The sequence below is a fragment of the Cupriavidus necator A5-1 genome (assembly GCF_000744095.1).
Taxonomy (GTDB): domain Bacteria; phylum Pseudomonadota; class Gammaproteobacteria; order Burkholderiales; family Burkholderiaceae; genus Cupriavidus; species Cupriavidus necator_A.
Genome location: NZ_JQLI01000001.1, coordinates 2,523,552 through 2,545,455 on the forward strand (window position 1 = coordinate 2,523,552; position 21,904 = coordinate 2,545,455).

Genomic DNA, 21,904 nt, shown 5'->3' on the forward strand with positions numbered 1-21,904 from the left:
TCGCACAAACGCTGCCGGCCTGAATTGCCGGCGGCAAGACGAGGAGCTGGTCCCATGAAAACCCGATCCGTACGCGAGCAGCTGATTGAACATGCGCTGGTGCTGATCCGGCGTCGGGGTTTCAACGGCTTCAGCTACCGCGACCTGGCCGAACTGGTCGGGGTAAAGACCTCCAGCATCCACTATTACTTCCCGTCCAAGGACGACCTGGTGCTGGAAGCGGTGCGCGAGTACAGCACGCGCATGCAGGGGCGCCTGGGCGCCATCGACACCAGCCTGCCCCCGGCGGAACAGGCGCGGCAGTACCTGGCGCCACTGCGTGCGGGCGCCGGCACTGACCAGGCCTGCCTGGTCGCGATGCTATCGGCGGACGTGCTGGCGCTGCCCGAGGCGGTACGCGCGGTGATGCAGGACTACGTCCGCTTCAACGAACAATGGCTGGCACACTTGTTCGAGCGCGCCGCGGCACAGCGCGAGACGCCGTACCTGGAACCGGCGCCGCAACTGGCACAAGCGGTGTATGGCGCGTTGCAGACCGGCCTGATCAGTGCGCGGTTGTTCGGCTCGGCGGAGCGGCTTGATGCCGCCGCGTCGCTGTTGACCAGCACCATGCCGGTCGAGCAGGCCTTAGCCGACGCCTAGCATGACCCGGGCCGCGGCGTCGCACAGCCACTGCGGATCGTCGTGGGGCAGGTCGTGGCCGGCCCAGTGGTGTGTCAGCAGCGGCGCGCCCCAGGCCTGCGCGATGCGTGTGGAACACATCGGATCGACCAGGCGATCGGCTGCGGACGCAACCAGCAGTACCTTGCAGCGAGGCGCGCTAGCGGGCGCGCGATAGCGTGCCGCAGCCAGCAGTTGCGCCAGCGCCGACTGCCGGCTGACCGGCGCATCGGCGGCGATGGCCTTCCACGCGTCGATATCGCCCGCCAGCGTATCGGCGCGCGCACAGGTGATGGCGTGGATGGTGCGCTCGCAGAGTTCGCGGTCGTGCCAGCGCTGCGCCACGCGCAGCAGCTTGCCCCAGTTGCGCGGGCGCAGCCGCTGTGCCGGCGTGCAGAACGGCCGCATGCTGGTATTGACCAGCACCAGCGCGCCGACTTCCTCCGGATGCATGCCCGCCCACTCGGTTGCGACCATCGCGCCGAGCGACATTGCCAGCACGCGGTAGGGCCCGTGCGCACTGGCATCCGGCAACTGGCGCCGCACCGCGCCAACCATTTCCCGCACACCCCAGGGCGCCGGCTGCGCCGACAGTGCCCCGTTGCCCGGCAGGTCCGGTAGCAGCGGACGCCCAAGCCCGGCCGCTTCCCATTGCGTCGGCAACGTCCCCCAATGGCGCGATTCCCGCGTCAGTCCCCTCAGGAATACCCATCGACCCATGGATCGGCCCATCGCGTTCATCGCGGCGGCTCCTTCTGCCAGTGTGCGCGCGCCTGCTGCTCCAGCTGTTCGCGCTGCGCGCCGCGCGGCCGCCACCGTTCGGGCGCAAACGCGACCCGGCCCAGGAAGTCGAACAGGCTGACGTGCCGGCGCAGCACGCGCGCGGTGCGGTGCGCCTTGATCGGATTGAAGATGCCTTCGCGCGAGAACAGCTGGCGCGGGTTCTTCTTGATCCACAGCCACGAGCCCAGTTCCAGCGTCATCGGCAGGAACAGGTTGCCCGGCTGCGCCAGGTCGTAGGCATGGTCCCACAGGTCGCCGTGCAGCAGGTACTGGTGGCTTTGTGGCTCGAAGGTATAGCCGTGGTGCGGATGGGCCTGCTCGAACAGCGTCTTGAGCAGGTACATCTCGGCCAGGTGCGCCATCGGCCGGCGCGTGCGCGCGTATGGGAACCAGATGCTGTCGCGCCAGCCGTAGCCGGAGTGGCAGTCGACCGCAAAGCTGAGCGGGCGCGGCAGCAGTTCTTCCTGCACCACGCGCAGCAGTGCGCGGCTTTCCACTTCCATCGGCGCGCCGGCCGGGCCGCGGTACCACGGCAGCCAGGCGCCGATACGCTGCCCGCCGGCGAGGAAGGGCACGTGCGCATCGGCGTCCTGCGGCCCGTTGCGCATCAGGTCGACGCCGTTGGGGTTGGCGCGGGTGCCGGCCCACATCCCGCCCGGGTTGACGATCGGCATGAACACCAGCCGCACCGCCTGCAGCTCGCGGTGCAGCAGTTCATCCCACGCCATTCGGCACAGCAGCGAGCGCAGGTAGTCCAGCACCAGCTGCGTGCCAATGCGTTCGAGCCCGTGGATGCCGCCAAATATGCCGATCGCGGGCGCTGCCGGATCGCGGCTGCCGAGCGTGGCCACATGCACGGCGAAGCGATGGCCCTGGACCGTGGTTTCGCAGATCACGCGGGTATCCAGCACATGGCTGCCGGCGTCTAGCAAGGACAGCAGCTGGTCATACTCAGGAAAGCCGGCGGCGCGCGCGATCATGCAGTTCAGGTTAGTGGCAATGCGGCGTCCGCGCCAGCCGAAGCCGGCAAGCCTGGCGCCGCGCGGTGACCACGCAGTGATGATCGCAGCAAGATTTCCGATAGCGGCATCGGCGCTTTGCGCATGCGCGGGTCTTCAGGCGGCCTGCGCCTCGGTGGCCGGCTCGGCCAGCGCCACGCATTCCACGAACGCGCCGACGAGCCGTGTGTCGCGCCGGCTTTTCAGGCAATAGAGGTATTCATGGAGTACCGGCGCACCGTGGGCTAACGGCACCACGCGCAGCAGCGGGTCGCGCGGCACTTCGCCCAGCGGTACCACGCTGGCGCCCAGGCCCAGCCGGATCGCTTCGTAGATCGCCTCGCGGCTGCCGATCACCGTGTGCGGCGGCAGTTCCTGCCCGCAGGCGGCCAGCGCATCCTCGGTGGCCTTGCGCGTCATCGAGCCATGCTCGCGCACCAGCAGGTGGCAGCCGCGCAGCTGCGGCAGTTCGACCCGGGTCAGCCCCGCCAGCGCATGGTCCGGATGGACCACCAGCACCATCGGATCCGACGCCAGCCGGATGCGCGCCAGGCGCTCGTCGTCGACCGGGTGCGAGGACACCGCTGCATCGATGCGGTACTCGAACAGCGCTTCCAGCATCTGCTGCGAGTTTCCAGTGTCCAGGCTGACGTCGATGGCCGGGTAGCGCTGCCGGAACGCCGCCACCGCGCGCAGGATGTAGTAGGGTCCCGTAGCGCCGATGCGCAGGTTGCCAAAACGCAGGTTGCCGGCGTTGCGCAGCAGGTAGTCGGCATGGCCTTCCTGCTGCATCAGCTGCTCGACCATCGGCATCAGCGCCACGCCCACGTCGCTCAGGTCGACCCGGCTGGCGCGGCGGTGGAACAGCTCCACGCCGTAGGTCTCTTCGAGCTGGCGGATGCGGCCGGTCACCGTAGGCTGGCTGACGCGCAGCTGCCGGGCAGCCATGGTGATGCTGCCCTGGCGCGCGACTTCGAAAAAGGTCATCAGCAGGTCGCCAAGCATGGTCATCCGCAGGGTTGTGGGGGTAGTGGACCGGACAGGTCCGGACGACCGCGCAGTCTAGCGGGCCAATATGACAAAACGGCTACGCCCGCCGCGGCCGCGATGGGCCGGAGCGGGCGCAGCACTGCGCACCGGAAGGCGCGGGACGTCAGTCGATCACACCCATCGCCGGGTCCGACACGCTGTCCCTGCCGGTTTCGATGCGGCCGCCAAAGCGCCGCATAAAGGCACCGTGGCCACCCTGCGTGGCGGTCACGGTGAAGTCGTACCAGTTGCCCTGCCGGCCCACCGGCCAGTGCTGGTCGAGCTGCTTGCCGGCCGGGATCTCGAAGGTCCACGGGCCGTCATCGCGGTAGGCATTGGGCTGTACCGTGAAGGTGCAGGCAGCGCTGCCGGTATTGATCATCGTCAGGTACACGGCCGCGTTGGCGATGTCGTAGCAGACGCGGATCTCCGGCGCGGCACCGGCTGCCGTGACCGCGGCCACGTCGCCGCTGAAGGCGCGATGGAAGCCGTTGGGGCCGAGCACCCACAGGTCGTACTTGCCGCTGTCGGCCGAGAACACATCCCAGCTGCCATGCAGTTCCTTGCCCGGCTCGACCAGGTAGCGACGCGGCACGCGGTCCAGGTGCAGGCGGTCGTAGACGTGGAACACTGCCGCGGCCGTGCCGGTATTGGCGAACAGCAGCCACAGCCCGCGACTGTCGCGGGCGTCTTCCCGCGCGCTGACATGCAGCTCATAGGGCAGGGCGCGCGACGGACGCGTGCCGGTGTCCTGTTGCGGCATCTGCTGGCTGTCCGCCGCGGGCAGCGCCACCTGCGGCAGCACGCCCTGCGCGGTGCGGATCGCGTCGGCGCTGACCTTGTCGCGATTCGGCAGCGAGGGCAGCGGGTTGGCGTTCGGGCTGACGAAGTTGAAGGCCGAGGTCAGGTCGCCTGCCACCGCGCGGCGGAAGCCGCTGATATTGGGCTCGGCCACGCCGAAGCGGGCTTCCAGGAAGCGCAGCACCGAGGTGTGGTCGAACACCTGCGAGTTGACCCAGCCGCCGCGGCTCCACGGCGACACCACGTACATCGGCACGCGCGGGCCGGGGCCGTAGGGATGCTTGTCGACGTGGTACTCGGGCGCGACGTCTTCCGGGGCGAGCGTGGTGGCGCCGGCCAGCGTGTCGTTGTCCCAGGCCGGTGCGCACGGCGGCGGCACGTGGTCGAAGAAGCCGTCGTTCTCGTCGAAGTTGATCAGCAGCACGGTCTTGCTCCAGACCGCGGGGTTGGCGGTCAGCGCATTGAGTACCTCCTGCGTGTACCACGCGCCCTGCACCGGGCTCGACGGCCCGGGGTGCTCCGAGTACGTGGCCGGCGCCACGATCCACGACACCTGCGGCAGCTTGCCGGCGGCCACATCGTCGCGCAGCGCCTGCAGGAAGCCGCCGTCGGGCATGGTGTTGGCCACGCCCTTGAGCAGCGGGCTGATGGCATCGTCGGCGCTGGTGTACGGCGGGTAGGGGCTGCCGTTGGCCTGGTTGCCGCGCGCGGCGTTGGCGTCGCGGTATTGCTTGAAACCCGCGAGGGGGTTGTCGGTGAAGTTGTCCGGCATGTTCTGGTAGACCTTCCAGTTCACGCCGGCCGTGTCCAGCCGTTCCGGGTAGGTCTTCCAGGTATAAGGCGGGGCCGAGCCCGTGAACGAATCGCCGCTGTTGTCGATCACCGGGCCGCCGTTGGCGCCACCAGGGTCGTTGGTGCCGGTCCAGTGGAACAGGCGGTTGGGGTTGGTGCCGCCATGGAAGCTGCAGTGGTAGGCATCACACAGCGTGAAGGCATTGGCCAGCGCCACCTGGAAGTCGAGCTCGGCCTCGGTGTAGTAGCCCATCGACTGGGTCTGCTTGTAGGTCGGCCACTTGTTCATGCGGCCCAGGTCCCACGCGTTCTGCGCATCGGGGTAGGAGTGCGGCGTGCCGCTGACGCGCTGCGCGTTGCCGGTGCTGCTGTCGAGGTGATAGGGCAGCACGGTGCGGCTGGTGCCGCCGTTGATATAGGTTTGCTGCAAGACGTTCAGGCCGCCCGCCAGCGGGATCGGGAAGCGGTCGCCAAAGCCTCGCACGCCGCGCAGCGTGCCGAAGTAGTTGTCGAACGAGCGGTTCTCCTGCATGAGGATGACGACGTGCTCGACATCGCGGATGGTGCCGGTGGCGTTATTGGCCGGGATCGCCAGCGCACGGCGGATGGCGGGCGGAAAGGCGGCCAGCGCGGCGGCGGCAGCGGTGCTGCCGCCGGCGAGCTTGAGGAAATTGCGTCTGCTTTGGGGGTTCATGGATTCTGTGCCGGGTGTTTGTTCGGGAAGGGAAGACAGGCCGGGCCCGGCTTCAGGGCGCGCAGCGCATCTGCGGCTTCACGGCAGGCGTCTCGCCAGGCCGGTCGCTGCCGTTACCCTGGCCGGGGTTGCCGCCGGTGCCGGGGGCGCCCGGCGTGGCCGGCGCTGCATTGGGCGAGCCGGTGGCGGGGCTGTCGCCGGAATCGCCGCCGCAGGCGCTCAGCGCCGTGCACAGCAGCAGGGCAGCCAGCCAGTGCGGCCGGGCAAGGGTGGAAGGTCGGAAGGTCATGGTTCATCTCCTGCAGGGATCGGTAGCGTGGCGCCCGCAGAGTAAGAACCGGGGTTGTCACCGTGGTGACAGAGAGGCAAAGAATGCTGATGGAGCTATTCAGATTCTTGGAAGCATTGCAGACAAGGCAGGCGTGACAAGGCCGCGCGGGGCAAGTGAGCAGCCCCTTGTAAACTGCTTATAGGGTAAGTTCTCAATAAAACGGGGCAAGCGGCGGCACGTCGCTCAGGTCGAGCGAGCGATGCGCTGTTCGAGGAGGTGGGGAAGTCGGGGAATGTGATTGGTGTGTGTGATGCGGTCCGCCAGGTAGTCCCAGAACGAGATTCCCAGCTTTCGACAGGTCTTCTTCAAGCTCGAGAAGGTGTCACGGCATTGACGACCGAGTTCGCTGCGCGTGCCGCCACTGATCTTCTGCTTTTTCACGTGGTCGCGAATGTCGCGTTCACTGCCGTTGGTATGCAGTGGGATCTCGGGGCGTTCGAGCACCAAGAGCAGCTCGGACTTGTTCTTGTGAAGGCGTCTGAGCAAACGGTCCAGCGTTGCGTAACGGGTCTTTTGGATGAAGACTGCGTCAAAGCGTTTTTGCAGTTCGGCTTTGCGCCGGATCGTCGGATTCTGCTTGTATTCCTTCAGATCCGCATAGAGCGACCAGATTTCGCTGCGCACACGGGCAATATCCTCTCGATGTAGGTCATTGAGCGGCAGCAGCTTGTGCACGAGACGCTCGGCGTGGACCCAGCATAAGCCGTGAATCAACACATTGAACTGTCCCGCATCATCGCTGATGATGGCCAGATCCTGGGCTACGCCACGTCGCCTCAGGCTGCCCACTAATGCCCCTTCGGTGGCGATGTTCCGGTGGCGGGTAACGTCCATGCCCAGGCTGTCCAGATGAGACAGCCACGCACTCTGGTTGGCGAAGCTCGCGCACTCATGCTGACGCAGCCCTTCCACGAACGCCTGTGGGAGCTCATGCTTTTTCATGTAGGAGAAGGCCTCGTCGTTGACCCGGTAGCCATGTCCCGCTGCGAGCAGTTCGAGGAAATTGATGCGGCTCTTCGTGCTTGTGCTTTTGAACCAGGCGAAGTGCTCGTTACCGATGTGGGTGACATAGCCGTTGCGGCCCTGATGCCGCGTGCCGGTGTCGTCGACCGTCACATACGCCGAGAGCGCCAGCCCCGTCGACAGCAGACCCTCCTTTTCCTCATGGAAGCACTGCTTGTCCTCCTGCAGCAGCGCATTCATCTGCCCGGACGAGATCTCGATACCCCATTCCCGCAACTGCTCGCACAGCAGCGGCTGCGTCACGTGGCAGTGGTGATATTGGTACAGCACGTAACTGACCAGTGTCGCGCCAAAGTGGCTGCCGGCAACGGCCTTGGGCAGCTGCCCGGTCAGCGTTTGACCGTCCGGAGTCTGCCAGCGTGCGAGCCGGTAGCGCGTATTGTGGGTCCCGATCACGAGGTCCTGCACCACGAAATCCCGGTAGCCCTTGAACCGCGAGCCAGACGGGATAGACTCGGGCGGCTGGATGACTTGCTCGCAATCGATCTTCAGCTGCCCCGTCTTGCTCCTGGCGGGCGAACCGCGTCGACCGGCTGGTTTGCCCTGCTGCCGCCGATTGGACTCGCTGGTTTTGCCGGCCTCCTCATGCATGCGGCTTGGCTTGAACGTCGGGCGCTTCTTCTCTCCCTTGAGCACCGCGACCTCGTCTTTCATGTGCCCCGCGTTCTCCACCAGACGATGGATGAGCGCCACGAGATCTTCACCCCAGGCCAGCACCTTCAGCACCGCCGGCGTACGTTCGGCCTCGGCAATGTACGGCGCAACAAGCTTCTTCTTCACGGCCGCAGTCAGGCTACGCGCGCTTTGCAGCTCTTCTCAGCTCGGCGAGTTCCTGTTCCAGTTGCTCCTTCTCCTGCTGCAAGCCATTGGCCATGTCGACCAATCCCTCAACCCATGCCAACACCTCAAGTTCTTTTGGCGTCAATCCTTCTCGCGCGATGTCCGGCAGCGTGATTTTTTGGCAAGTGGTCATGACCTGGGCAGCGTGGATGGCGACGGCGAAAGTTAACATCTCCACCCAGCGTTTACAAGTGGAACTCGTTGCGGCTTACGGCAAGGTCGCGCCGATATTTCCACCCCGACATTCCAGTCACCGGCCACGCCTCACCACCTGGCCTTGCCCCGGCTTATTGAGAACTTACCTTATAGGTATGCAATTATGATCACCCATGAGCATACTTGCTAAAGTTACGATGAAGGAGGCGTGCGCGATGCTGGGCATCCACCCTGGCACGCTTCGCCGATGGGAGCTCGACGGGAAGATCTCCGCCGATCGGACTCCGGGTGGTCATCGTCGCTATAATTTGACCGCTCTAATGGAGTTGGCCGGCAAGAAGGTCGAGGAAGCAGAGCGCGGGCGTACTACGCTCGCCTATGCGCGCGTTTCCAGCCACGACCAGAAGGCCGATCTGGAGCGTCAGTGCCAGGTGCTGGAGTCGTTCTGCGCTGCGAAGGGATGGCCCTTCGAACTCATCCGGGATCTCGGCTCCGGCATGAACTATGAGAAGAAGGGCCTCAAGCAACTGCTCAAACGTATCTGTGCCGGAGGCGTTGATCGGCTTGTCATCACACACAAGGACCGGCTCTTGCGATTTGGTGCAGAGCTCGTTTTTGCTCTGTGCGAGCAATTCGGAACGGAAGTCGTCATCATCAATGCCAAAGGCGATTCGACGTATGAGGAGGATCTTGCCTGCGACGTGCTTGAGATCATTACCGTCTTTTCGGCGCGCCTCTATGGCAGCCGTTCCCACAAGAATCGTCACGCCATGAAAGCCCTGAAAGAGGCTGCAGATGCCATTCAAGAGGGCTGATCCCACCACTATCCAGTTCGCGAGGAAGGTCCGTCTGGTGGTGGACGCTGATGCTGCGGGCAAGCTCGACGGGCAATCCAAAATCTGCAACTGGCTATGGAACGCGCATGGCGGAGTTGTCCATCGTCGGCGGCTATGGCTATCTTGATGAGGCGCGAACCAAGAAGCTCCTGTCGGAGGTCTATTCCGAGATCGGGCTTCGCAACCTCGTGCCGCCGCTCAAGGAGCGTCATCGGTTCTTGCGCTGCGTGTTTTCTTCACCGCTGAAGAATGTCGCGCTGCGCATGGCCAAGGCCATTGCCTCGCATCGAAAGTCGAAGAATGGACAGCGCTGCGGCCCAGACGTGGGCTGGGTCAAGTACAAGGCATGGGCCAAGCACTGGATGAGCCTGGAATACGACGAGCCAGGCAAAGGCTGGAATGTTTCCCAGTTCGGTTGGCTCAACCTATCGTTCGGCGCGAACGCGCAAGGACAGCGGCTGTCGCTGCGCCTGAAGATGGAGAAGACACCCAAGGAGATCGCGAGCGCTCGCACTTGCCGGATCGTCCGCGAGGGCCGCGACCGCTATTTCGCTGTGTTCACGTTCAAGGGGCAGAAGAAGGCCAGGCAACGCGGCACGCGCGTGGTCTACATCGATCCGAACCTGAAGAACTTTGGCTACGCTCTGGATACTGAGGGGCGCGCCTTCGAATTGTCCAATCTTGAGAAGTTGAAGGAGTCGGAGCGCATTCTCGATCGGCTAACGAGTCTGCGTGACCGGTGCATAGCAAAGTCGCTGTGGGTAGATACCATCCACGGCGATGGCACGGTGTCGACGCATTGGCGTCCCAGTCGCCGCTGGAAGCGTTTGGACGACGCTGTGGAGCGAATGCAAACCAAAGTGCGAGAACAGAAAAAGCACTTCATGTATTCGCTGGCGAACCAGCTCTGCAGGCACTACGACGTGATTGGGATCGGCAACTACGTGCCGGAGAACACCAACCACGGCAAGGGCCGCAAATACAACCGCGCGGTAAGAAACAGAACGATGCACGGTGCATTCAAGGACATTGTCTCGTGGGTCGCGACGCGCTCCAGAAAGCATGCGCTGGTGCTGGATGAAACCGGCACCACGCGAACGTGCCATGCGTGTGGTCACGTTGTCGAGGGCGGGATAGCGCCCGCAATTCGGGAGTGGGATTGCCCGGGCTGCGGCACCTGCCACCTGCGCGACGAGAATGCCTGTCAAAACGGTCTGCGGCGGCTGCTGACGCAAGTCGGCGACGCTGTGGACTGCTCCCATCTGCCCTGCTCGGGCCCCGTTCAGATTATCGGGCGGTGTGATTGGCGATTCCATCCGCAAGGATGGACGGGAGTCCCGAGAGGGGGCGCCAATGTGAATTCAATGCGCCTGCCGGAGTACCGGCAGCGAATGCGCGCGTTACCGCGCGCTCGGGTTGGTGACCGCGCGTCCAAATCTGCAAAGACGTCGCCATTAGCGATGCGTAGGCTTGCTTAGATTTGGAAGAGCGGCATATGCGCCGCGCGGCATCGGGAGAAAAAACAGGAAGGTGTGAGGCGTCAGCTACGGAAGCCGACGCCCTGCATGATTATCCGCAGCACCCACGCGGCCACGCCTAGCGCCGCGACGCTGGCCGCCCAGATCAGCACCAGCCAGCCGACACGGCGCAGCCAGGTCGATGCGCCGGGACGTTGCGCGCCCATCAGTGGTAGCCCTCGCCGTGGCGGACCTTGCCGCGGAACACGTAGTAGGCCCACACCGTGTACATCAGGATGAAGGGGATGATGAACAGCGCCCCGACCAGCGCAAAGCCCTGGCTCTGCGGCGGCGCGGCGGCATCCCAGAACGAGATATTCGGCGGAATGATATTGGGCCAGACGCTGATCGCCAGCCCGCTGTAGCCGAGGAACACCAGCCCGAGCGCATACATGAACGGCGAGATATTCGGCTCGCGGCGCAGCGCGCGCATCAGCATGAACATGCACAGCGCCACCAGGATCGGCACCGGCGAGAACCAGAACAGGTTGGGCAGGCTGAACCAGCGCTCGGCGATCTCCGGGTGCGTCAGCGGCGTCCACAGACTGATCACCGCGATCACCGCCAGCAGCAGCCAGGCGAGCGTGCCGGTCAGCTTGATCATGCGCTGCTGCAGCTCGCCCTCGGTCTTCATGATCAGCCAGGTGCTGCCCAGCACCGTGTAGGCCACCATCAGCCCCAGGCCGCAGAACAGCGGGAAGGGCGTGAGCCAGTCCAGCGGCCCGCCGGCAAAGCGGTGGCCCTCCATCTTGATCCCGTCGATATAGGCGCCCAGCGCCACGCCCTGGAAGAAGGTCGCCGTGGCCGAGCCCAGGATAAAGGCCGCATCCCACACCGGGCGCTCGCGATCGTTGGCCTTGAAGCGGAACTCGAACGCCACGCCGCGGAAGATCAGCCCCAGCAGCATCAGCATCAGCGGCAGGTAGAGCGCGCTCAGCACCACCGAGTACGCCAGCGGGAACGCCGCCAGCAGCCCGGCGCCGCCCAGCACCAGCCAGGTCTCGTTGCCGTCCCAGACCGGCGCGACCGTATTCATCATCACGTCGCGGTCATGCCGGTCCGGCACGAACGGGTAGAGCATGCCGATGCCCAGGTCGAAGCCGTCCATCACCACGTACATCATCACGCCAAAGAAGATGATGACGATCCAGAGAAGGGAGAGATCGATACCCATGGTGTCAGCTCCGGCTGCGTGCAACGGTGGTGGGGGCGAGCACTTCGTCGTCGTCCACGGCGGACAGCGGCCGCGCCGGCGTATGCCCGCGCCCGGGCCCGCCTTCCGGCTTGAGTTCCTCGATCGCCGGCCCCTTGCGCACCAGCCGCATCATGTAGGCGATGCCCACGCCGAACACGAAGAAATACGCCACCACGAAGATCGCCAGCGTCAGCGCCAGCTCGGGCACACCGTGCGGCGACACCGCATCGGCGGTGCGCTGCAGGCCGTAGACCACCCACGGCTGGCGCCCGATCTCGGTCGTATACCAACCAGCGAGGATCGCGATCAAGCCGGTCGGCCCCATCCACAGCGCCATATGCAGGAAGCCGCGCGCGCGGAACATCCTGTCCTTGCGCCGCAATAGCAGGCTCCATATGCCCAGCAGGATCATCAGTAGCCCCAGCCCGACCATCACGCGGAACGACCAGAACAGGATGGTGGAATTGGGCCGGTCCTCGGGCGCGAACTCCTTCAGCCCCTTGATCTGCCCGTCCCAGCTATGGGTCAGGATCAGGCTGCCCAGGCGCGGCACTTCCACCGCGAAGCGCGTCTCCTCGCGCGCCATGTCGGGCCAGCCGAACAGCAGGAGCGGCAGGCCTTCATGGCCCTTGTTCTCCCAATGGCCTTCCAGCGCGGCGATCTTGGCCGGCTGGTGCTTGAGCGTGTTCAGGCCATGCAGGTCGCCGATCACGGCCTGGATCGGCGCGACGATCAGCAGCATCCACATCGCCATCGACAGCATCTTGCGGATGGCGGGGTTGTCGCGGCCACGCAGCAGGTGCCATGCGGCCGAGGCGCCGACGAACAGCGCCGTGGCCAGGAACGCCGCCACGCTCATATGCAGCAGGCGGTAGGGGAACGAGGGGTTGAAGATGACCTCGAACCAGTTGGTCGGCACCACGCGGCCATTGATGATCTCGAAGCCCGCCGGCGTCTGCATCCAACTGTTGGACGCCAGGATCCACGTGGCCGAGATCAGCGTGCCGAGCGCGACCATCACCGTGGCAAAGAAATGCAGCCCCGGCCCAACCCGGTTCCAGCCGAACAGCATCACGCCCAGGAAGCCGGCTTCCAGGAAGAAGGCGGTCAGTACTTCATAGGTCAGCAAGGGGCCGGTGATACTGCCCGCGAACTCGGAGAAGAAGCTCCAGTTGGTGCCGAACTGGTAGGCCATCACCAGCCCGGACACCACACCCATGCCGAAGTTGACGGCGAAGATCTTGGACCAGAAGTGATAGAGGTCGCGGTAATGCGTCCGCTGCGTTTTCAGCCAGCAGGCCTCGAGCACCGCCAGGTAGGCGGCCAGGCCGATGGTGATCGCGGGAAAGACAATGTGGAAAGAGATGGTGAAGCCAAACTGGATGCGGGCGAGGTCGAGCGCGGTCAAACCAAACATGTCGTGTTCTCCGTGGCGCTGGCCTGACGCACGCCTTGGACGGCGCGGCGCTGCCGTGAGGCAGGCCGGGCCAGTCGGCAGGGGCGCGCCGGGGCGCGGGCCGTAGGCGCGTGCGGGAAAGCGTAGTGTACGCCGCGCGCCGCGCAAAGTGCAGCATGGCAGCAAGCAGCGGGCGGGCGACAATTCGTCGCAGGCGTATCGCATTCGCCGCTTTGCATGCCTTCAGTCATGCTTGCAGGTAATGCTAACCAAGCGCGAGTTCGCCGAACAGCATCACCTCAATGGAAAAACGCCGTATCAGTTTTGCGCGCTGCAGCAGCATCGCCGGCTGACAAGGTGAGTAATCAAGTGCATAGTCACGCGCTTTGCCAAACGACATATCGTTGCCTCCGCGCCCCGGCGGACCTCGCTGCCCATATGGATTCCACCTTGCTGATCGTGATCGCCGGCGCTGTCGTGGCCGGCTTTGTCCAGGGCTTGTCGGGCTTTGCGTTCGGCATGGTGGCGATGTCGTTCTGGGCCTGGGCGATAGAGCCGCGGCTCGCCTCGGCGATGACGGTGTTCGGCGCGCTCACGGGCCAGTTGCTGGCAGCGGCATCGGTGCGGCGCGGGCTGTCGTGGCGGCGGCTGTGGCCGTTCGTGGCCGGCGGCGTGTGCGGGATCCCGCTGGGCGTGGCGATCCTGCCGATGCTCGACGCGCAGTGGTTCAAGGCCGTGCTCGGCGGCTTCCTGACGCTGTGGTGCCCGGTGATGCTGATGGCGCGCCGGCTGCCACATATCGGCGTGGGCGCCCGCGTGGCCGATGGCGTGGCCGGTGCGGCCGGCGGCGTGATGGGCGGCATCGGCGGCTTCACCGGCGTGATCCCCACGCTGTGGTGTACGCTGCGCGGCTTCGACAAGGACGAGCAGCGCGCGGTGATCCAGAACTTCAACCTCGCTACGCTGGCGGTGACGATGGCCACCTATGTCGGCAAGGGCATCGTCACACGCGAGATGCTGCCGATGTTCCTGGTGGTGGCGCCTGCGATGCTGGTGCCGTCGCTGCTGGGGGCGCGGCTCTACCTCGGCATTAGCGAGACCACCTTTCGCAAGGTTGTGCTGTCGCTGCTGACAGCCTCCGGGGTGGCGCTGCTGGCGACGTCGGTGCCGGTGCTGCTGGCGCGCGGTGCGAACTAGTCCAGCGCCTTTTTCAATCCGCAGCGATGAAGACTTCGCGTGCGAGGCCGCGCGCTAAGCGCTCTTGACCTCCGCTGCAGCCTCGCGCAGGCAGGCCGCCATGTGGTCGCCGCTGAGCGACGGTGCGCGCTCGCGTAGGGTGATGATGCCCACTGGCGGCAGGTCCACCGGCACCTCCATCGCCAGCACATGCAGCCGGTCTTCGGCCTGCAGCGCCCGTGCCACCGATGCCGCCATGAAGCCCGCGGCATTGCGCTGGCTGACGAAGGTGGACAGCGCGAGGTAGGACGACGATTCGATCACGTCCTGTGGCGGATGCAGGCCGTAGCGGTAGAACGCCTGTTCGATCTTCACGCGCAGCGATGCCCACGGCGGCGGCATGACACAAGGCATCTCCGCCAGGTCGGCCCAGCCGGGGCGCGCCTTTCGCGCGAGCTTGTGGCCGCGCTTGACGACAACCACCATCGGCTCGTCGTAGAGCGCTTCTGTCAGCAGGTCGGGCGCCGCATAGCCGGGTTCGAGCCGGCCGACGATCAGGTCGAGCTCGCGCAGGCGCAGCTTGGGCAACAAGTGCGTGAGGTCGCCTTCTTCCACCAGCACGGTGGCGCGCGCATAGCGGTCCTTCAGCATCCCCACGGCCCGCGCCAGCAGTACCGGCAGCGCAGCGCCCATCGATCCGACGCGGATGCGGCCCGAAGCGCCGCTCTGCACCGCCGCGATCTCGTCGCGGGTCTGCTCATACTGCGCCAGCACCGAGCGCGCAAAGCGCACCAGCGATTCTCCCGCGGGCGTGGGCTCGGTGCCGCGCGTGGAGCGCGTGAACAGCGTCAGCCCCAGTGCCTTCTCGACCTCAGTGAGCACCTTGGACACCGCCGGCTGGCTGACCGACAGGAACTCCGCGGTGCGGCCGAGATGGCGGAACTCATCCAGCGCCACCAGCAATTGCAGGTGGCGCAGCTTGATATTGGAGCGCAGCGCGCGATCGATCTGGACCATGTCCGGAGTCTACATAACTATATGCTTATGAAGCAATGCTAGTTTTTGATTGGATTGTTATGTTAGGTCGCGCCAGAATGCTGGCATGAAGAAGCCGGCTGCGCCGGCCTCGCCCATAATCAAAACATCGGAGACACCCGCAAATGACTCAACGACTCCCCATCGATCTGAAGCGCCGCAACCTGCTCATCGGCGCTGCCGCGGGCGTTGCTGCCGGTGCCGCCGGCGTGCTGCTGCCGGCTGGCCGCGCGCTGGCGGGCGAGTATCCCGAGCGTCCCATCACCTTTATCTGCCCCTGGCCGGTTGGCGGCACGGCCGACCAGTCGATGCGCGCGCTGTGCCAGGTGGCCGGCGGCATCCTCAAGCAGTCGATCGTGGTGGAGAACCGCGCCGGTGCCTCCGGCATGATCGGCACCAAGGCGCTGGCGCGCGCCACGCCGGACGGCTACACCATCGGCCAGATCCCGATCTCGGTCACGCGTTTCTCGCAGCTCGGCATGTTGCCGCTCGATCCGCGCACCGAGCTGACCTACCTGGCGCGCACCTCGGGCCAGACCTTCGGCATCGCGGTGCCCGCCAACTCGCGCTACAAGACGCTGCAGGACGTGGTCGCCGCCGCCAAGGCCAATCCCGGCAAGGTGACGTATGCGCACGCCGGCATCGGCGGCGCGACCCATGTCGGCATGGAGCAGTTTGCGCTGGCCGCGGGCATCCAGTTCAACGCGATCGCCTACAAGGGCGGCGCGGCCGCGCTGCAGGACGTGCTGGCCGGGCAGGTGGACCTGCTGGCCGATTCCAGCTCGTGGGCGCCGCACGTGGAAGCCGGCAAGCTGCGCCTGCTGGCGACCTGGGGCGAGCAGCGTGCATCGCGCTTCAAGGACACGCCGACGCTCAAGGAGCTTGGCTACAACGTGGTGGTGGAAGCGCCCAACGGCATCGGTGCACCCAAGGGCCTGCCGCCCGCGGTTGAGAAGAAGCTGCGCGACGCCTTCCGCGCCGCGGTGGCGAGCAACGAGTTCAAGCAGGTGGCCGCGCGTCTCGATGCGCCGCTGATGTACCTGGACGGTCCCGACTACAAGAAGTACGTGGCCAGCGTCTATGACCAGGAAACGCAGCTGATCAAGCGCCTCAAGCTCAAGGAACTGCTGCAGCAAAGCTGAGCCGCAGGCGATTACCGAGCCTGGCCGCAGGCGCACAACAAGCGAACCCCAAGTGAATCCCAATCCCGTCATCCGCCTGCACGCCAACGACAACGTGCTGGTCGCGCGCAACGACCTGTCCCTGGGCCAGCAGCTCGCCGATCCCGCCGTGCGTGTGCGCGCGCAGGTGCCGGCCGGGCACAAGATCGCCGCCTGCGCGATCACGGCCGGCACGCCGGTGCGCAAGTTCGACACCGTTATCGGCGTGGCCGCGCGCGACATCGCGCCGGGCGAGCACGTGCATTCGCACAACCTGACGCTGGTCGACTTCTACCGCGACCCGGCGTTCTGCCAGGATGTGCGTCCGGTCGACTACGTGCCCGAGGCGCAGCGCGCCACCTTCAACGGCTTTGTGCGTCCCGACGGGCGTGTGGGCACGCGCAACTTCATCGGCATCCTGTCGTCGGTCAACTGCTCGTCCACCGTGATCCGGCAGATCGCCGCGCATTTCACCCCTGAGCGGCTGGCGGCCTATCCTAACGTCGACGGCGTGGTCGCGTTCGCGCAGACCAGCGGCTGCGGCATGTCGTCGCCGAGCGAGCACTTCGATGTGTTGCGCCGCACGCTGGCCGGCTATGCGCGCCATCCCAACCTGGCCGGCGTGCTGATCGTCGGCCTCGGCTGCGAGCGCAACCAGGTCGCTTCATTGGTCGAATCACAAGGGCTGGAGCCCGGGCCCGCTGTCCATACGCTGGTGATGCAGGACACCGGTGGCACGCGTGCCACCATCGCGGCCGGCATCCAGGCGATCGAATCGATGCTGCCGCTCGCCAACGCGGCGGTGCGCCAGCCGGTGCCGGCCAGCCACCTGAAAATCGGCCTGGAATGCGGCGGCTCGGACGGTTTTTCCGGCATCAGCGCCAATCCCGCTCTGGGCGCGGCGATGGATCTCCTGGTGCGCCATGGCGGCACGGCGATCCTGTCGGAGACGCCGGAGATCCACGGCGTCGAGTTCATGCTCACGCGCCGCGCGGTGACGCCCGAGGTCGGCCAGAAGCTGCTGGACCGGCTGGCCTGGTGGGAACGCTATACCGCCGGGCACAACGCACAGTTCAACGGCGTGGTCGGCCATGGCAACCAGCAGGGCGGCCTCGCCAATATCTTCGAGAAGTCGCTGGGCTCCGCGATGAAGGGCGGCACCACGCCGCTGCAGGCGGTGTACGAGTATGCCGAGCCGATCGACCAGTCTGGCTTTGTCTTCATGGACTCGCCCGGCTACGACCCGGTGGCGGTGACCGGCCAGATCGCCAGCGGCGCCAACCTGATCTGCTTTACCACCGGCCGCGGCTCGATGTTCGGCTCCAAGCCGGCGCCGACGATCAAGCTCGCTTCCAACTCGGCGATGTTCAACCGGCTGCAAGAGGACATGGACATCAACTGCGGGCTGGTGCTCGACGGCGAGCTGACCGTGCCGCAGATGGGCCAACGGATTTTTGAATACATCCTGCGCGCGGCATCCGGCGAGCCCACCAAGAGCGAAGCGCTCGGCCTTGGCGACAATGAGTTCGTGCCCTGGCACATGGGCATCGTCAGCTAGTTGCCGCTCCTCACATCCTTTCTGCTTACACCGATGGCCCTGTCTCTTGCCGATGCTGCGCTGCTGCGCAGCCAGAACCTTATTGACCACCAATGGCGCGATGCCGGCCTTGGCCGCCGCCTGCCGGTGACCGACCCCGCCACCGGCGAGACCTTCGCCAGCGTGGCCGACAGCGATGCCGGCGATGCGCGTCTCGCGGTCGATGCCGCCGCGGCGGCGTTTCTGGCATGGAGCCGCCGCCCCGCACGCGAGCGCGCGCAGCTGATCAAGCGCTGGCATGCGCTGATCCTTGCGCACCAGGACGACCTGGCCCGCATCATCTCGACCGAGCAAGGCAAGCCGATGCACGAGGCACGCGGCGAGGTGCTGTACGGCGCCTCGTACGTCGAATGGTTCGCCGAAGAAGCCACCCGTATCTGCGGCGATATCGTCGCGGAGGCGGTGCCGGGCCGCAAGCTGCTGGTGCTGAAGGAGCCGGTCGGCGTGGTGGCAGCCATTACGCCGTGGAATTTCCCGCTGGCGATGATCGCCCGCAAGATCGCTCCCGCGCTGGCCGCGGGTTGCACGGTGGTGGCCAAGCCCGCGGAAGATACCCCGCTGACGGCCCTGGCGCTGGCATGGCTCGCGCAACAGGCCGGCATCCCGGCAGGCGTGCTCAACATGGTCACCGCGTCGCGCGAGCACACGCCCGGCGTGGTCGATGCCTGGCTCGCCGACAGCCGCGTGCGCAAGATCACCTTCACCGGCTCCACGCCGGTGGGCAAGCACCTGGCGCGCGAATCGGCGGCCACGCTGAAGAAGCTTTCTCTGGAACTGGGCGGCAACGCCCCGTTCATCGTCTTCGACGACGCCGACCTCGATGCCGCGGTCGACGGCCTGGTGGCCTCCAAGTTCCGCAACGGCGGCCAGACCTGCGTCTGCCCGAACCGCGTCTACGTGCATGATGCCGTGCACGACGCCTTCGTCGGGCGCCTGGCGCAGCGCGTGGGCGCGCTCCATGTCGGCCCGGCGACAGAGGAGGGCGCGCAGATCGGCCCGATGATCAACGCCCGCGCCGTCGACAAGATCGCGCGCCATGTCGAAGACGCTGTCGCCAGGGGTGCGCGCGTGGTCACCGGCGGCAAGCGCGTGCGCACCGCCGACGGCCCGCACTACTACGCGCCGACGGTGCTGGTCGACGCCACGCCGGCAATGGAGCTGTCGTGCGAGGAGACCTTTGGCCCCGTCGCGCCCATCTTCCGCTTCCGCGACGAAGCCGAAGTGATCCGCGACGCCAACGACACCCCGTTCGGCCTCGCCGCGTATTTCTACTCCAACGACATCCGCCGCATCTGGCGCGTGGCGCAGGCACTGGAAACCGGCATGGTCGGCATCAACGAGGGGGCGATTGCGGCCGAGGCGGCACCGTTCGGCGGCGTCAAGGAATCCGGCTACGGGCGCGAGGGCTCGCGCCACGGGCTGGACGATTACATGCATACCAAGTACCTTTGCCAGGGCCAGCTTGGCTGACGCGCCGGGCGAGACAGCAAACCGAACAGGAACCACCATGCCCGCAAACAATCCCTTCAAGGCCGCGCTGGCTGCACGCCAGCCGCAGATCGGCCTGTGGCTGTCGATGGCCACGCCGTACCTGGCGGAAGTCTCGGCCACTGCCGGTTTCGACTGGTTGCTGATCGACGGCGAACACGCCCCCAATGACCTGCAAACGACACTGCATGCCCTGCAAGTGCTGGGCTCGTACCCGTCCCAGCCCGTGGTGCGCGCCGTGTCCGGCGAGGTGCCGCTGATCAAGCAGCTGCTGGATATCGGCGCCAAGACTTTGCTGGTGCCGATGGTCGATACCGCCGAACAGGCCCGCACGCTGGTCAGCGCCACGCGCTACCCGCCGCAGGGCATCCGCGGCGTGGGCAGTGCGGTGGCGCGTGCTTCGCTGTGGAGCTCTCGCACCGACTACCTCGACGTGGCCGACGATGAAGTCTGCGTGCTGGTGCAGGCGGAAACCGTGACGGCACTGCAGAACCTCGAAGAGATTTGTGCGGTCGATGGCATCGATGGCGTCTTCATCGGCCCGGCTGACCTGGCCGCCTCGATGGGCCATCGCGGCCGCCCGGGCGACCCGGAAGTGCAGGCGGCGATCGAAGGCGCGATGCGCACCATCATCGCCGGCGGCAAGGCCGCCGGCACGCTGACCTCCGACCCGGCGCTGGCGCGCCGCTACCTGGAACTCGGCTGCACCTTCGTGGCCACCGGTGTCGACGTGCTGATGTACGCCAACGCCGCGCGCAAGCTCGCCGCGTCGTTCCGCGAGCAGCCCTCGGACAGCGCCGCGGACAAGCCGTCCGCCGCGTACTGACCCGCATCCCATTCAGGACCCACACATGTCCGCTGAAACCCAGACCCCCGACACCACCTTGCGCGCGATGCAGGCCATCGTCGGCGAGAACGCCTGCCGCAGCGGCGACGCCGACACCCAGGCCTATGTCACCGACTACCGCGGCATCTATCGCGGCAAGGCGCAGGTGGTGGTGCTGCCGTCATCGACCGAGCAGGTCAGCCAGGTGCTGCAGTGGTGCCATGCGCATCGCGTGCCGGTGGTGCCGCAGGGCGGCAATACCTCGCTGATGGGCGGCGCGGTGCCCGACGACAGCGGCACCGCCGTGGTCGTCAACCTGAGCCGCATGAACCGCGTGCTGGGTATCGACCCCATCAACGACACCATGACCGTGCAGGCCGGCGTCACGCTGAGCGCGGCCCGCAGCGCTGCGGAGGCTGAGCAGCGCCTGTTCCCGCTGCGCATCGGCTCCGAAGGCTCGTGCCAGATCGGCGGCAACCTGTCCACCAACGCCGGCGGCACCGCCGTGCTGCGCTACGGCAATATGCGCGACCTGGTGCTCGGCATCGAGGCGGTGCTGCCGGACGGGCGCATCTATTCATCGCTGCGCGGCCTGCGCAAGGACAACACCGGCTACGACCTTAAGCACTTGTTTATCGGCGCGGAAGGGACGCTGGGCATCATCACCGGCGCGGTGCTCAAGCTGATGCCGCAGCCGCGCAGCAGCGCCGTGGCCTTCGTCGCGGTGCAGGATCCCGCGGCCGCGGTAGCCCTGCTGGGCGAGGCCAAGCGCCTCTCGGGCCAGGCCGTGACCGCGTTCGAACTGATCTCGCAGCCCGCGCTCGAGCTGGTGCTGGAATACCTCGTCAACGTCGCCTCGCCGCTGCAGGACAGCCACCCGTGGATGGTGCTGATCGAGCTGACCTCCGGCACCGATGCCGAGAGCCTGAACGCCACGCTGATGGAGATCCTCGAATCCGGCTTCAGCCAGGGACTGGTGCGCGACGCCGCCGTGGCCGCGAGCCTCGCCGATGCGCAGACTTTCTGGCGCATCCGCGAAGAGATCTCCGACGCGCAGACCCGCACCGGCGGCAGCATCAAGTGCGACGTCTCGGTGCCGCTGTCGCGCATTGCCGCCTTCGTCGAAGAGGCCTCTGCCAGGGTGCTGGAACTGGCGCCCGATGCGCGCATGGTGATCTACGGCCACATGGGCGACGGCAATGTGCACTTCAACCCGCTGCGACCCAAGGACCAGCCGGCCAAGGATTTCCTGGCGCAATGGTATGAACCGGTCACGACGCTGGTCGACGGACTGGCGCACGCTGAGAACGGCTCGATCTCGGCCGAGCACGGCATCGGCGTGATCAAGCGCGACGACCTGACGCGCTACAAGTCCCGGGTCGAGCTGGAACTGATGTGGCAGGTCAAGCAGGCGCTCGACCCGCTGAACCTGCTCAATCCGGGCAAAGTGCTGCCGCCGCTGGGGCAATAAGCCGCCCTGAATCCCGCGCGGCGCAGGGGGCAGGGCGCGCGTAGCAAGAATCGCCTATCTCGGCTATGGTGTCAGTTCCAGAACGCGCGGAGCCGGGGCA

The 21,904-nt window shown here is 66.2% G+C and carries 21 protein-coding genes; 9 read left to right on the forward strand and 12 right to left on the reverse strand.

Going from position 1 to position 21,904, the window contains the following annotated elements:
- Positions 1–54 precede the first annotated feature (54 nt).
- Entirely contained in the window at positions 55–642 is a 588-nt protein-coding gene (locus K307_RS11165; protein ID WP_042878229.1) for a TetR/AcrR family transcriptional regulator, read from the forward strand.
- On the opposite strand, the gene K307_RS11170 is transcribed toward K307_RS11165, so the two are convergent.
- From K307_RS11170 to K307_RS11200, 7 genes are all read right to left on the reverse strand, one after another.
- Positions 628–1,380, reverse strand: coding sequence for an alpha/beta fold hydrolase (locus K307_RS11170; protein WP_042881827.1), 753 nt, complete (start codon positions 1,378–1,380; stop codon positions 628–630). The genes K307_RS11165 and K307_RS11170 overlap by 15 nt on opposite strands.
- Positions 1,381–1,397: 17 nt before the next feature.
- On the reverse strand, positions 1,398–2,423 hold the full coding sequence (locus tag K307_RS11175; protein WP_042878230.1) for a M14 family zinc carboxypeptidase: 1,026 nt from the start codon (positions 2,421–2,423) through the stop codon (positions 1,398–1,400).
- A 135-nt stretch (positions 2,424–2,558) separates the two neighbouring features.
- Positions 2,559–3,446 (reverse strand): LysR substrate-binding domain-containing protein, encoded by an 888-nt coding sequence (locus K307_RS11180; protein ID WP_042878231.1) that lies wholly within the window; start codon positions 3,444–3,446, stop codon positions 2,559–2,561.
- A gap of 148 nt (positions 3,447–3,594) precedes the next feature.
- The gene (locus K307_RS11185; RefSeq protein ID WP_042878233.1) at positions 3,595–5,757 is read right to left on the reverse strand and encodes a phosphocholine-specific phospholipase C; all 2,163 of its coding nucleotides are present in this window, start codon (positions 5,755–5,757) and stop codon (positions 3,595–3,597) included.
- A gap of 52 nt (positions 5,758–5,809) precedes the next feature.
- Positions 5,810–6,046, reverse strand: a complete 237-nt coding sequence (locus K307_RS11190; RefSeq protein WP_042878235.1) for a hypothetical protein — start codon at positions 6,044–6,046, stop codon at positions 5,810–5,812.
- 225 nt (positions 6,047–6,271) lie between these two features.
- The gene (locus tag K307_RS11195; protein WP_042878236.1) at positions 6,272–7,891 is read right to left on the reverse strand and encodes an IS66 family transposase; all 1,620 of its coding nucleotides are present in this window, start codon (positions 7,889–7,891) and stop codon (positions 6,272–6,274) included.
- A gap of 13 nt (positions 7,892–7,904) precedes the next feature.
- Positions 7,905–8,123: a hypothetical protein gene (locus K307_RS11200; protein ID WP_042876292.1), complete on the reverse strand. Its 219-nt coding sequence runs from the start codon at positions 8,121–8,123 to the stop codon at positions 7,905–7,907.
- 157 nt (positions 8,124–8,280) lie between these two features.
- Here K307_RS11200 and K307_RS11205 point away from each other — a divergent pair, with 157 nt between their 5' ends.
- Both K307_RS11205 and K307_RS11210 read left to right on the forward strand, forming a co-directional pair.
- Positions 8,281–8,922: an IS607 family transposase gene (locus K307_RS11205; RefSeq protein ID WP_042878237.1), complete on the forward strand. Its 642-nt coding sequence runs from the start codon at positions 8,281–8,283 to the stop codon at positions 8,920–8,922.
- Positions 8,923–9,029: 107 nt separating this feature from the next.
- Entirely contained in the window at positions 9,030–10,421 is a 1,392-nt protein-coding gene (locus K307_RS11210) for an RNA-guided endonuclease InsQ/TnpB family protein (protein ID WP_051974815.1), read from the forward strand.
- 62 nt (positions 10,422–10,483) lie between these two features.
- Here K307_RS11210 and K307_RS46045 read toward each other — a convergent pair whose 3' ends face one another.
- The 4 genes from K307_RS46045 to K307_RS50335 form a co-directional block, all read right to left on the reverse strand.
- Positions 10,484–10,627 (reverse strand): DUF2474 domain-containing protein, encoded by a 144-nt coding sequence (locus K307_RS46045; protein WP_080744990.1) that lies wholly within the window; start codon positions 10,625–10,627, stop codon positions 10,484–10,486.
- The gene (gene cydB / locus K307_RS11215; protein WP_042878238.1) at positions 10,627–11,634 is read right to left on the reverse strand and encodes a cytochrome d ubiquinol oxidase subunit II; all 1,008 of its coding nucleotides are present in this window, start codon (positions 11,632–11,634) and stop codon (positions 10,627–10,629) included. Before cydB ends, K307_RS46045 begins: the two co-directional genes overlap by 1 nt.
- Before the next feature lie 4 nt (positions 11,635–11,638).
- The gene (locus K307_RS11220) at positions 11,639–13,072 is read right to left on the reverse strand and encodes a cytochrome ubiquinol oxidase subunit I (protein ID WP_042878240.1); all 1,434 of its coding nucleotides are present in this window, start codon (positions 13,070–13,072) and stop codon (positions 11,639–11,641) included.
- 244 nt (positions 13,073–13,316) lie between these two features.
- Positions 13,317–13,451 (reverse strand): hypothetical protein, encoded by a 135-nt coding sequence (locus K307_RS50335; RefSeq protein ID WP_268989192.1) that lies wholly within the window; start codon positions 13,449–13,451, stop codon positions 13,317–13,319.
- 38 nt (positions 13,452–13,489) lie between these two features.
- Between K307_RS50335 and K307_RS11225 the strand changes: the two genes are divergently transcribed.
- Complete coding sequence (locus tag K307_RS11225) at positions 13,490–14,248, forward strand: sulfite exporter TauE/SafE family protein (RefSeq protein ID WP_042878242.1); 759 nt, start codon at positions 13,490–13,492, stop codon at positions 14,246–14,248.
- A 54-nt stretch (positions 14,249–14,302) separates the two neighbouring features.
- On the opposite strand, the gene K307_RS11230 is transcribed toward K307_RS11225, so the two are convergent.
- Positions 14,303–15,244, reverse strand: a complete 942-nt coding sequence (locus tag K307_RS11230; protein WP_042878244.1) for a LysR substrate-binding domain-containing protein — start codon at positions 15,242–15,244, stop codon at positions 14,303–14,305.
- Between the two features lie 143 nt (positions 15,245–15,387).
- Between K307_RS11230 and K307_RS11235 the strand changes: the two genes are divergently transcribed.
- Genes K307_RS11235 through K307_RS11255 form a run of 5 tightly spaced genes read left to right on the forward strand, consistent with a single transcriptional unit; the run spans position 15,388 to position 21,804 of the window.
- Positions 15,388–16,404: a tripartite tricarboxylate transporter substrate binding protein gene (locus K307_RS11235; RefSeq protein WP_042878246.1), complete on the forward strand. Its 1,017-nt coding sequence runs from the start codon at positions 15,388–15,390 to the stop codon at positions 16,402–16,404.
- Positions 16,405–16,456: 52 nt separating this feature from the next.
- A complete protein-coding gene (locus K307_RS11240) occupies positions 16,457–17,980 on the forward strand; it encodes a UxaA family hydrolase (protein ID WP_042878248.1) in 1,524 nt (507 codons plus the stop codon).
- 33 nt (positions 17,981–18,013) lie between these two features.
- Positions 18,014–19,489 carry an NAD-dependent succinate-semialdehyde dehydrogenase gene (locus K307_RS11245; protein WP_042878250.1) on the forward strand — a complete coding sequence of 492 codons (1,476 nt, stop codon included), beginning with the start codon at positions 18,014–18,016 and terminating at the stop codon, positions 19,487–19,489.
- 37 nt (positions 19,490–19,526) lie between these two features.
- Positions 19,527–20,333 carry a 4-hydroxy-2-oxoheptanedioate aldolase gene (hpaI, locus tag K307_RS11250; RefSeq protein ID WP_042878251.1) on the forward strand — a complete coding sequence of 269 codons (807 nt, stop codon included), beginning with the start codon at positions 19,527–19,529 and terminating at the stop codon, positions 20,331–20,333.
- Between the two features lie 25 nt (positions 20,334–20,358).
- Positions 20,359–21,804, forward strand: a complete 1,446-nt coding sequence (locus tag K307_RS11255; protein ID WP_042878252.1) for an FAD-binding oxidoreductase — start codon at positions 20,359–20,361, stop codon at positions 21,802–21,804.
- The last annotated feature ends 100 nt before the right edge of the window (positions 21,805–21,904 follow it).

Excerpts from the sequence above, each read along its gene's own strand:
- K307_RS11165 (WP_042878229.1), top strand. The coding sequence starts at position 55 with ATGAAAACCCGATCCGTACGCGAGCAGCTGATTGAACATGCGCTGGTG.
- K307_RS11170 (WP_042881827.1), bottom strand. The coding sequence starts at position 1,380 with ATGGGTCGATGGGTATTCCTGAGGGGACTGACGCGGGAATCGCGCCAT.
- K307_RS11175 (WP_042878230.1), bottom strand. The coding sequence starts at position 2,423 with ATGATCGCGCGCGCCGCCGGCTTTCCTGAGTATGACCAGCTGCTGTCC.
- K307_RS11180 (WP_042878231.1), bottom strand. The coding sequence starts at position 3,446 with ATGCTTGGCGACCTGCTGATGACCTTTTTCGAAGTCGCGCGCCAGGGC.
- K307_RS11185 (WP_042878233.1), bottom strand. The coding sequence starts at position 5,757 with ATGAACCCCCAAAGCAGACGCAATTTCCTCAAGCTCGCCGGCGGCAGC.
- K307_RS11190 (WP_042878235.1), bottom strand. The coding sequence starts at position 6,046 with ATGACCTTCCGACCTTCCACCCTTGCCCGGCCGCACTGGCTGGCTGCC.
- K307_RS11200 (WP_042876292.1), bottom strand. The coding sequence starts at position 8,123 with ATGTTAACTTTCGCCGTCGCCATCCACGCTGCCCAGGTCATGACCACT.
- K307_RS11205 (WP_042878237.1), top strand. The coding sequence starts at position 8,281 with ATGAGCATACTTGCTAAAGTTACGATGAAGGAGGCGTGCGCGATGCTG.
- K307_RS11210 (WP_051974815.1), top strand. The coding sequence starts at position 9,030 with ATGGCGGAGTTGTCCATCGTCGGCGGCTATGGCTATCTTGATGAGGCG.
- K307_RS46045 (WP_080744990.1), bottom strand. The coding sequence starts at position 10,627 with ATGGGCGCGCAACGTCCCGGCGCATCGACCTGGCTGCGCCGTGTCGGC.
- cydB (WP_042878238.1), bottom strand. The coding sequence starts at position 11,634 with ATGGGTATCGATCTCTCCCTTCTCTGGATCGTCATCATCTTCTTTGGC.
- K307_RS11220 (WP_042878240.1), bottom strand. The coding sequence starts at position 13,072 with ATGTTTGGTTTGACCGCGCTCGACCTCGCCCGCATCCAGTTTGGCTTC.
- K307_RS50335 (WP_268989192.1), bottom strand. The coding sequence starts at position 13,451 with ATGTCGTTTGGCAAAGCGCGTGACTATGCACTTGATTACTCACCTTGT.
- K307_RS11225 (WP_042878242.1), top strand. The coding sequence starts at position 13,490 with ATGGATTCCACCTTGCTGATCGTGATCGCCGGCGCTGTCGTGGCCGGC.
- K307_RS11230 (WP_042878244.1), bottom strand. The coding sequence starts at position 15,244 with ATGGTCCAGATCGATCGCGCGCTGCGCTCCAATATCAAGCTGCGCCAC.
- K307_RS11235 (WP_042878246.1), top strand. The coding sequence starts at position 15,388 with ATGACTCAACGACTCCCCATCGATCTGAAGCGCCGCAACCTGCTCATC.
- K307_RS11245 (WP_042878250.1), top strand. The coding sequence starts at position 18,014 with ATGGCCCTGTCTCTTGCCGATGCTGCGCTGCTGCGCAGCCAGAACCTT.
- hpaI (WP_042878251.1), top strand. The coding sequence starts at position 19,527 with ATGCCCGCAAACAATCCCTTCAAGGCCGCGCTGGCTGCACGCCAGCCG.
- K307_RS11255 (WP_042878252.1), top strand. The coding sequence starts at position 20,359 with ATGTCCGCTGAAACCCAGACCCCCGACACCACCTTGCGCGCGATGCAG.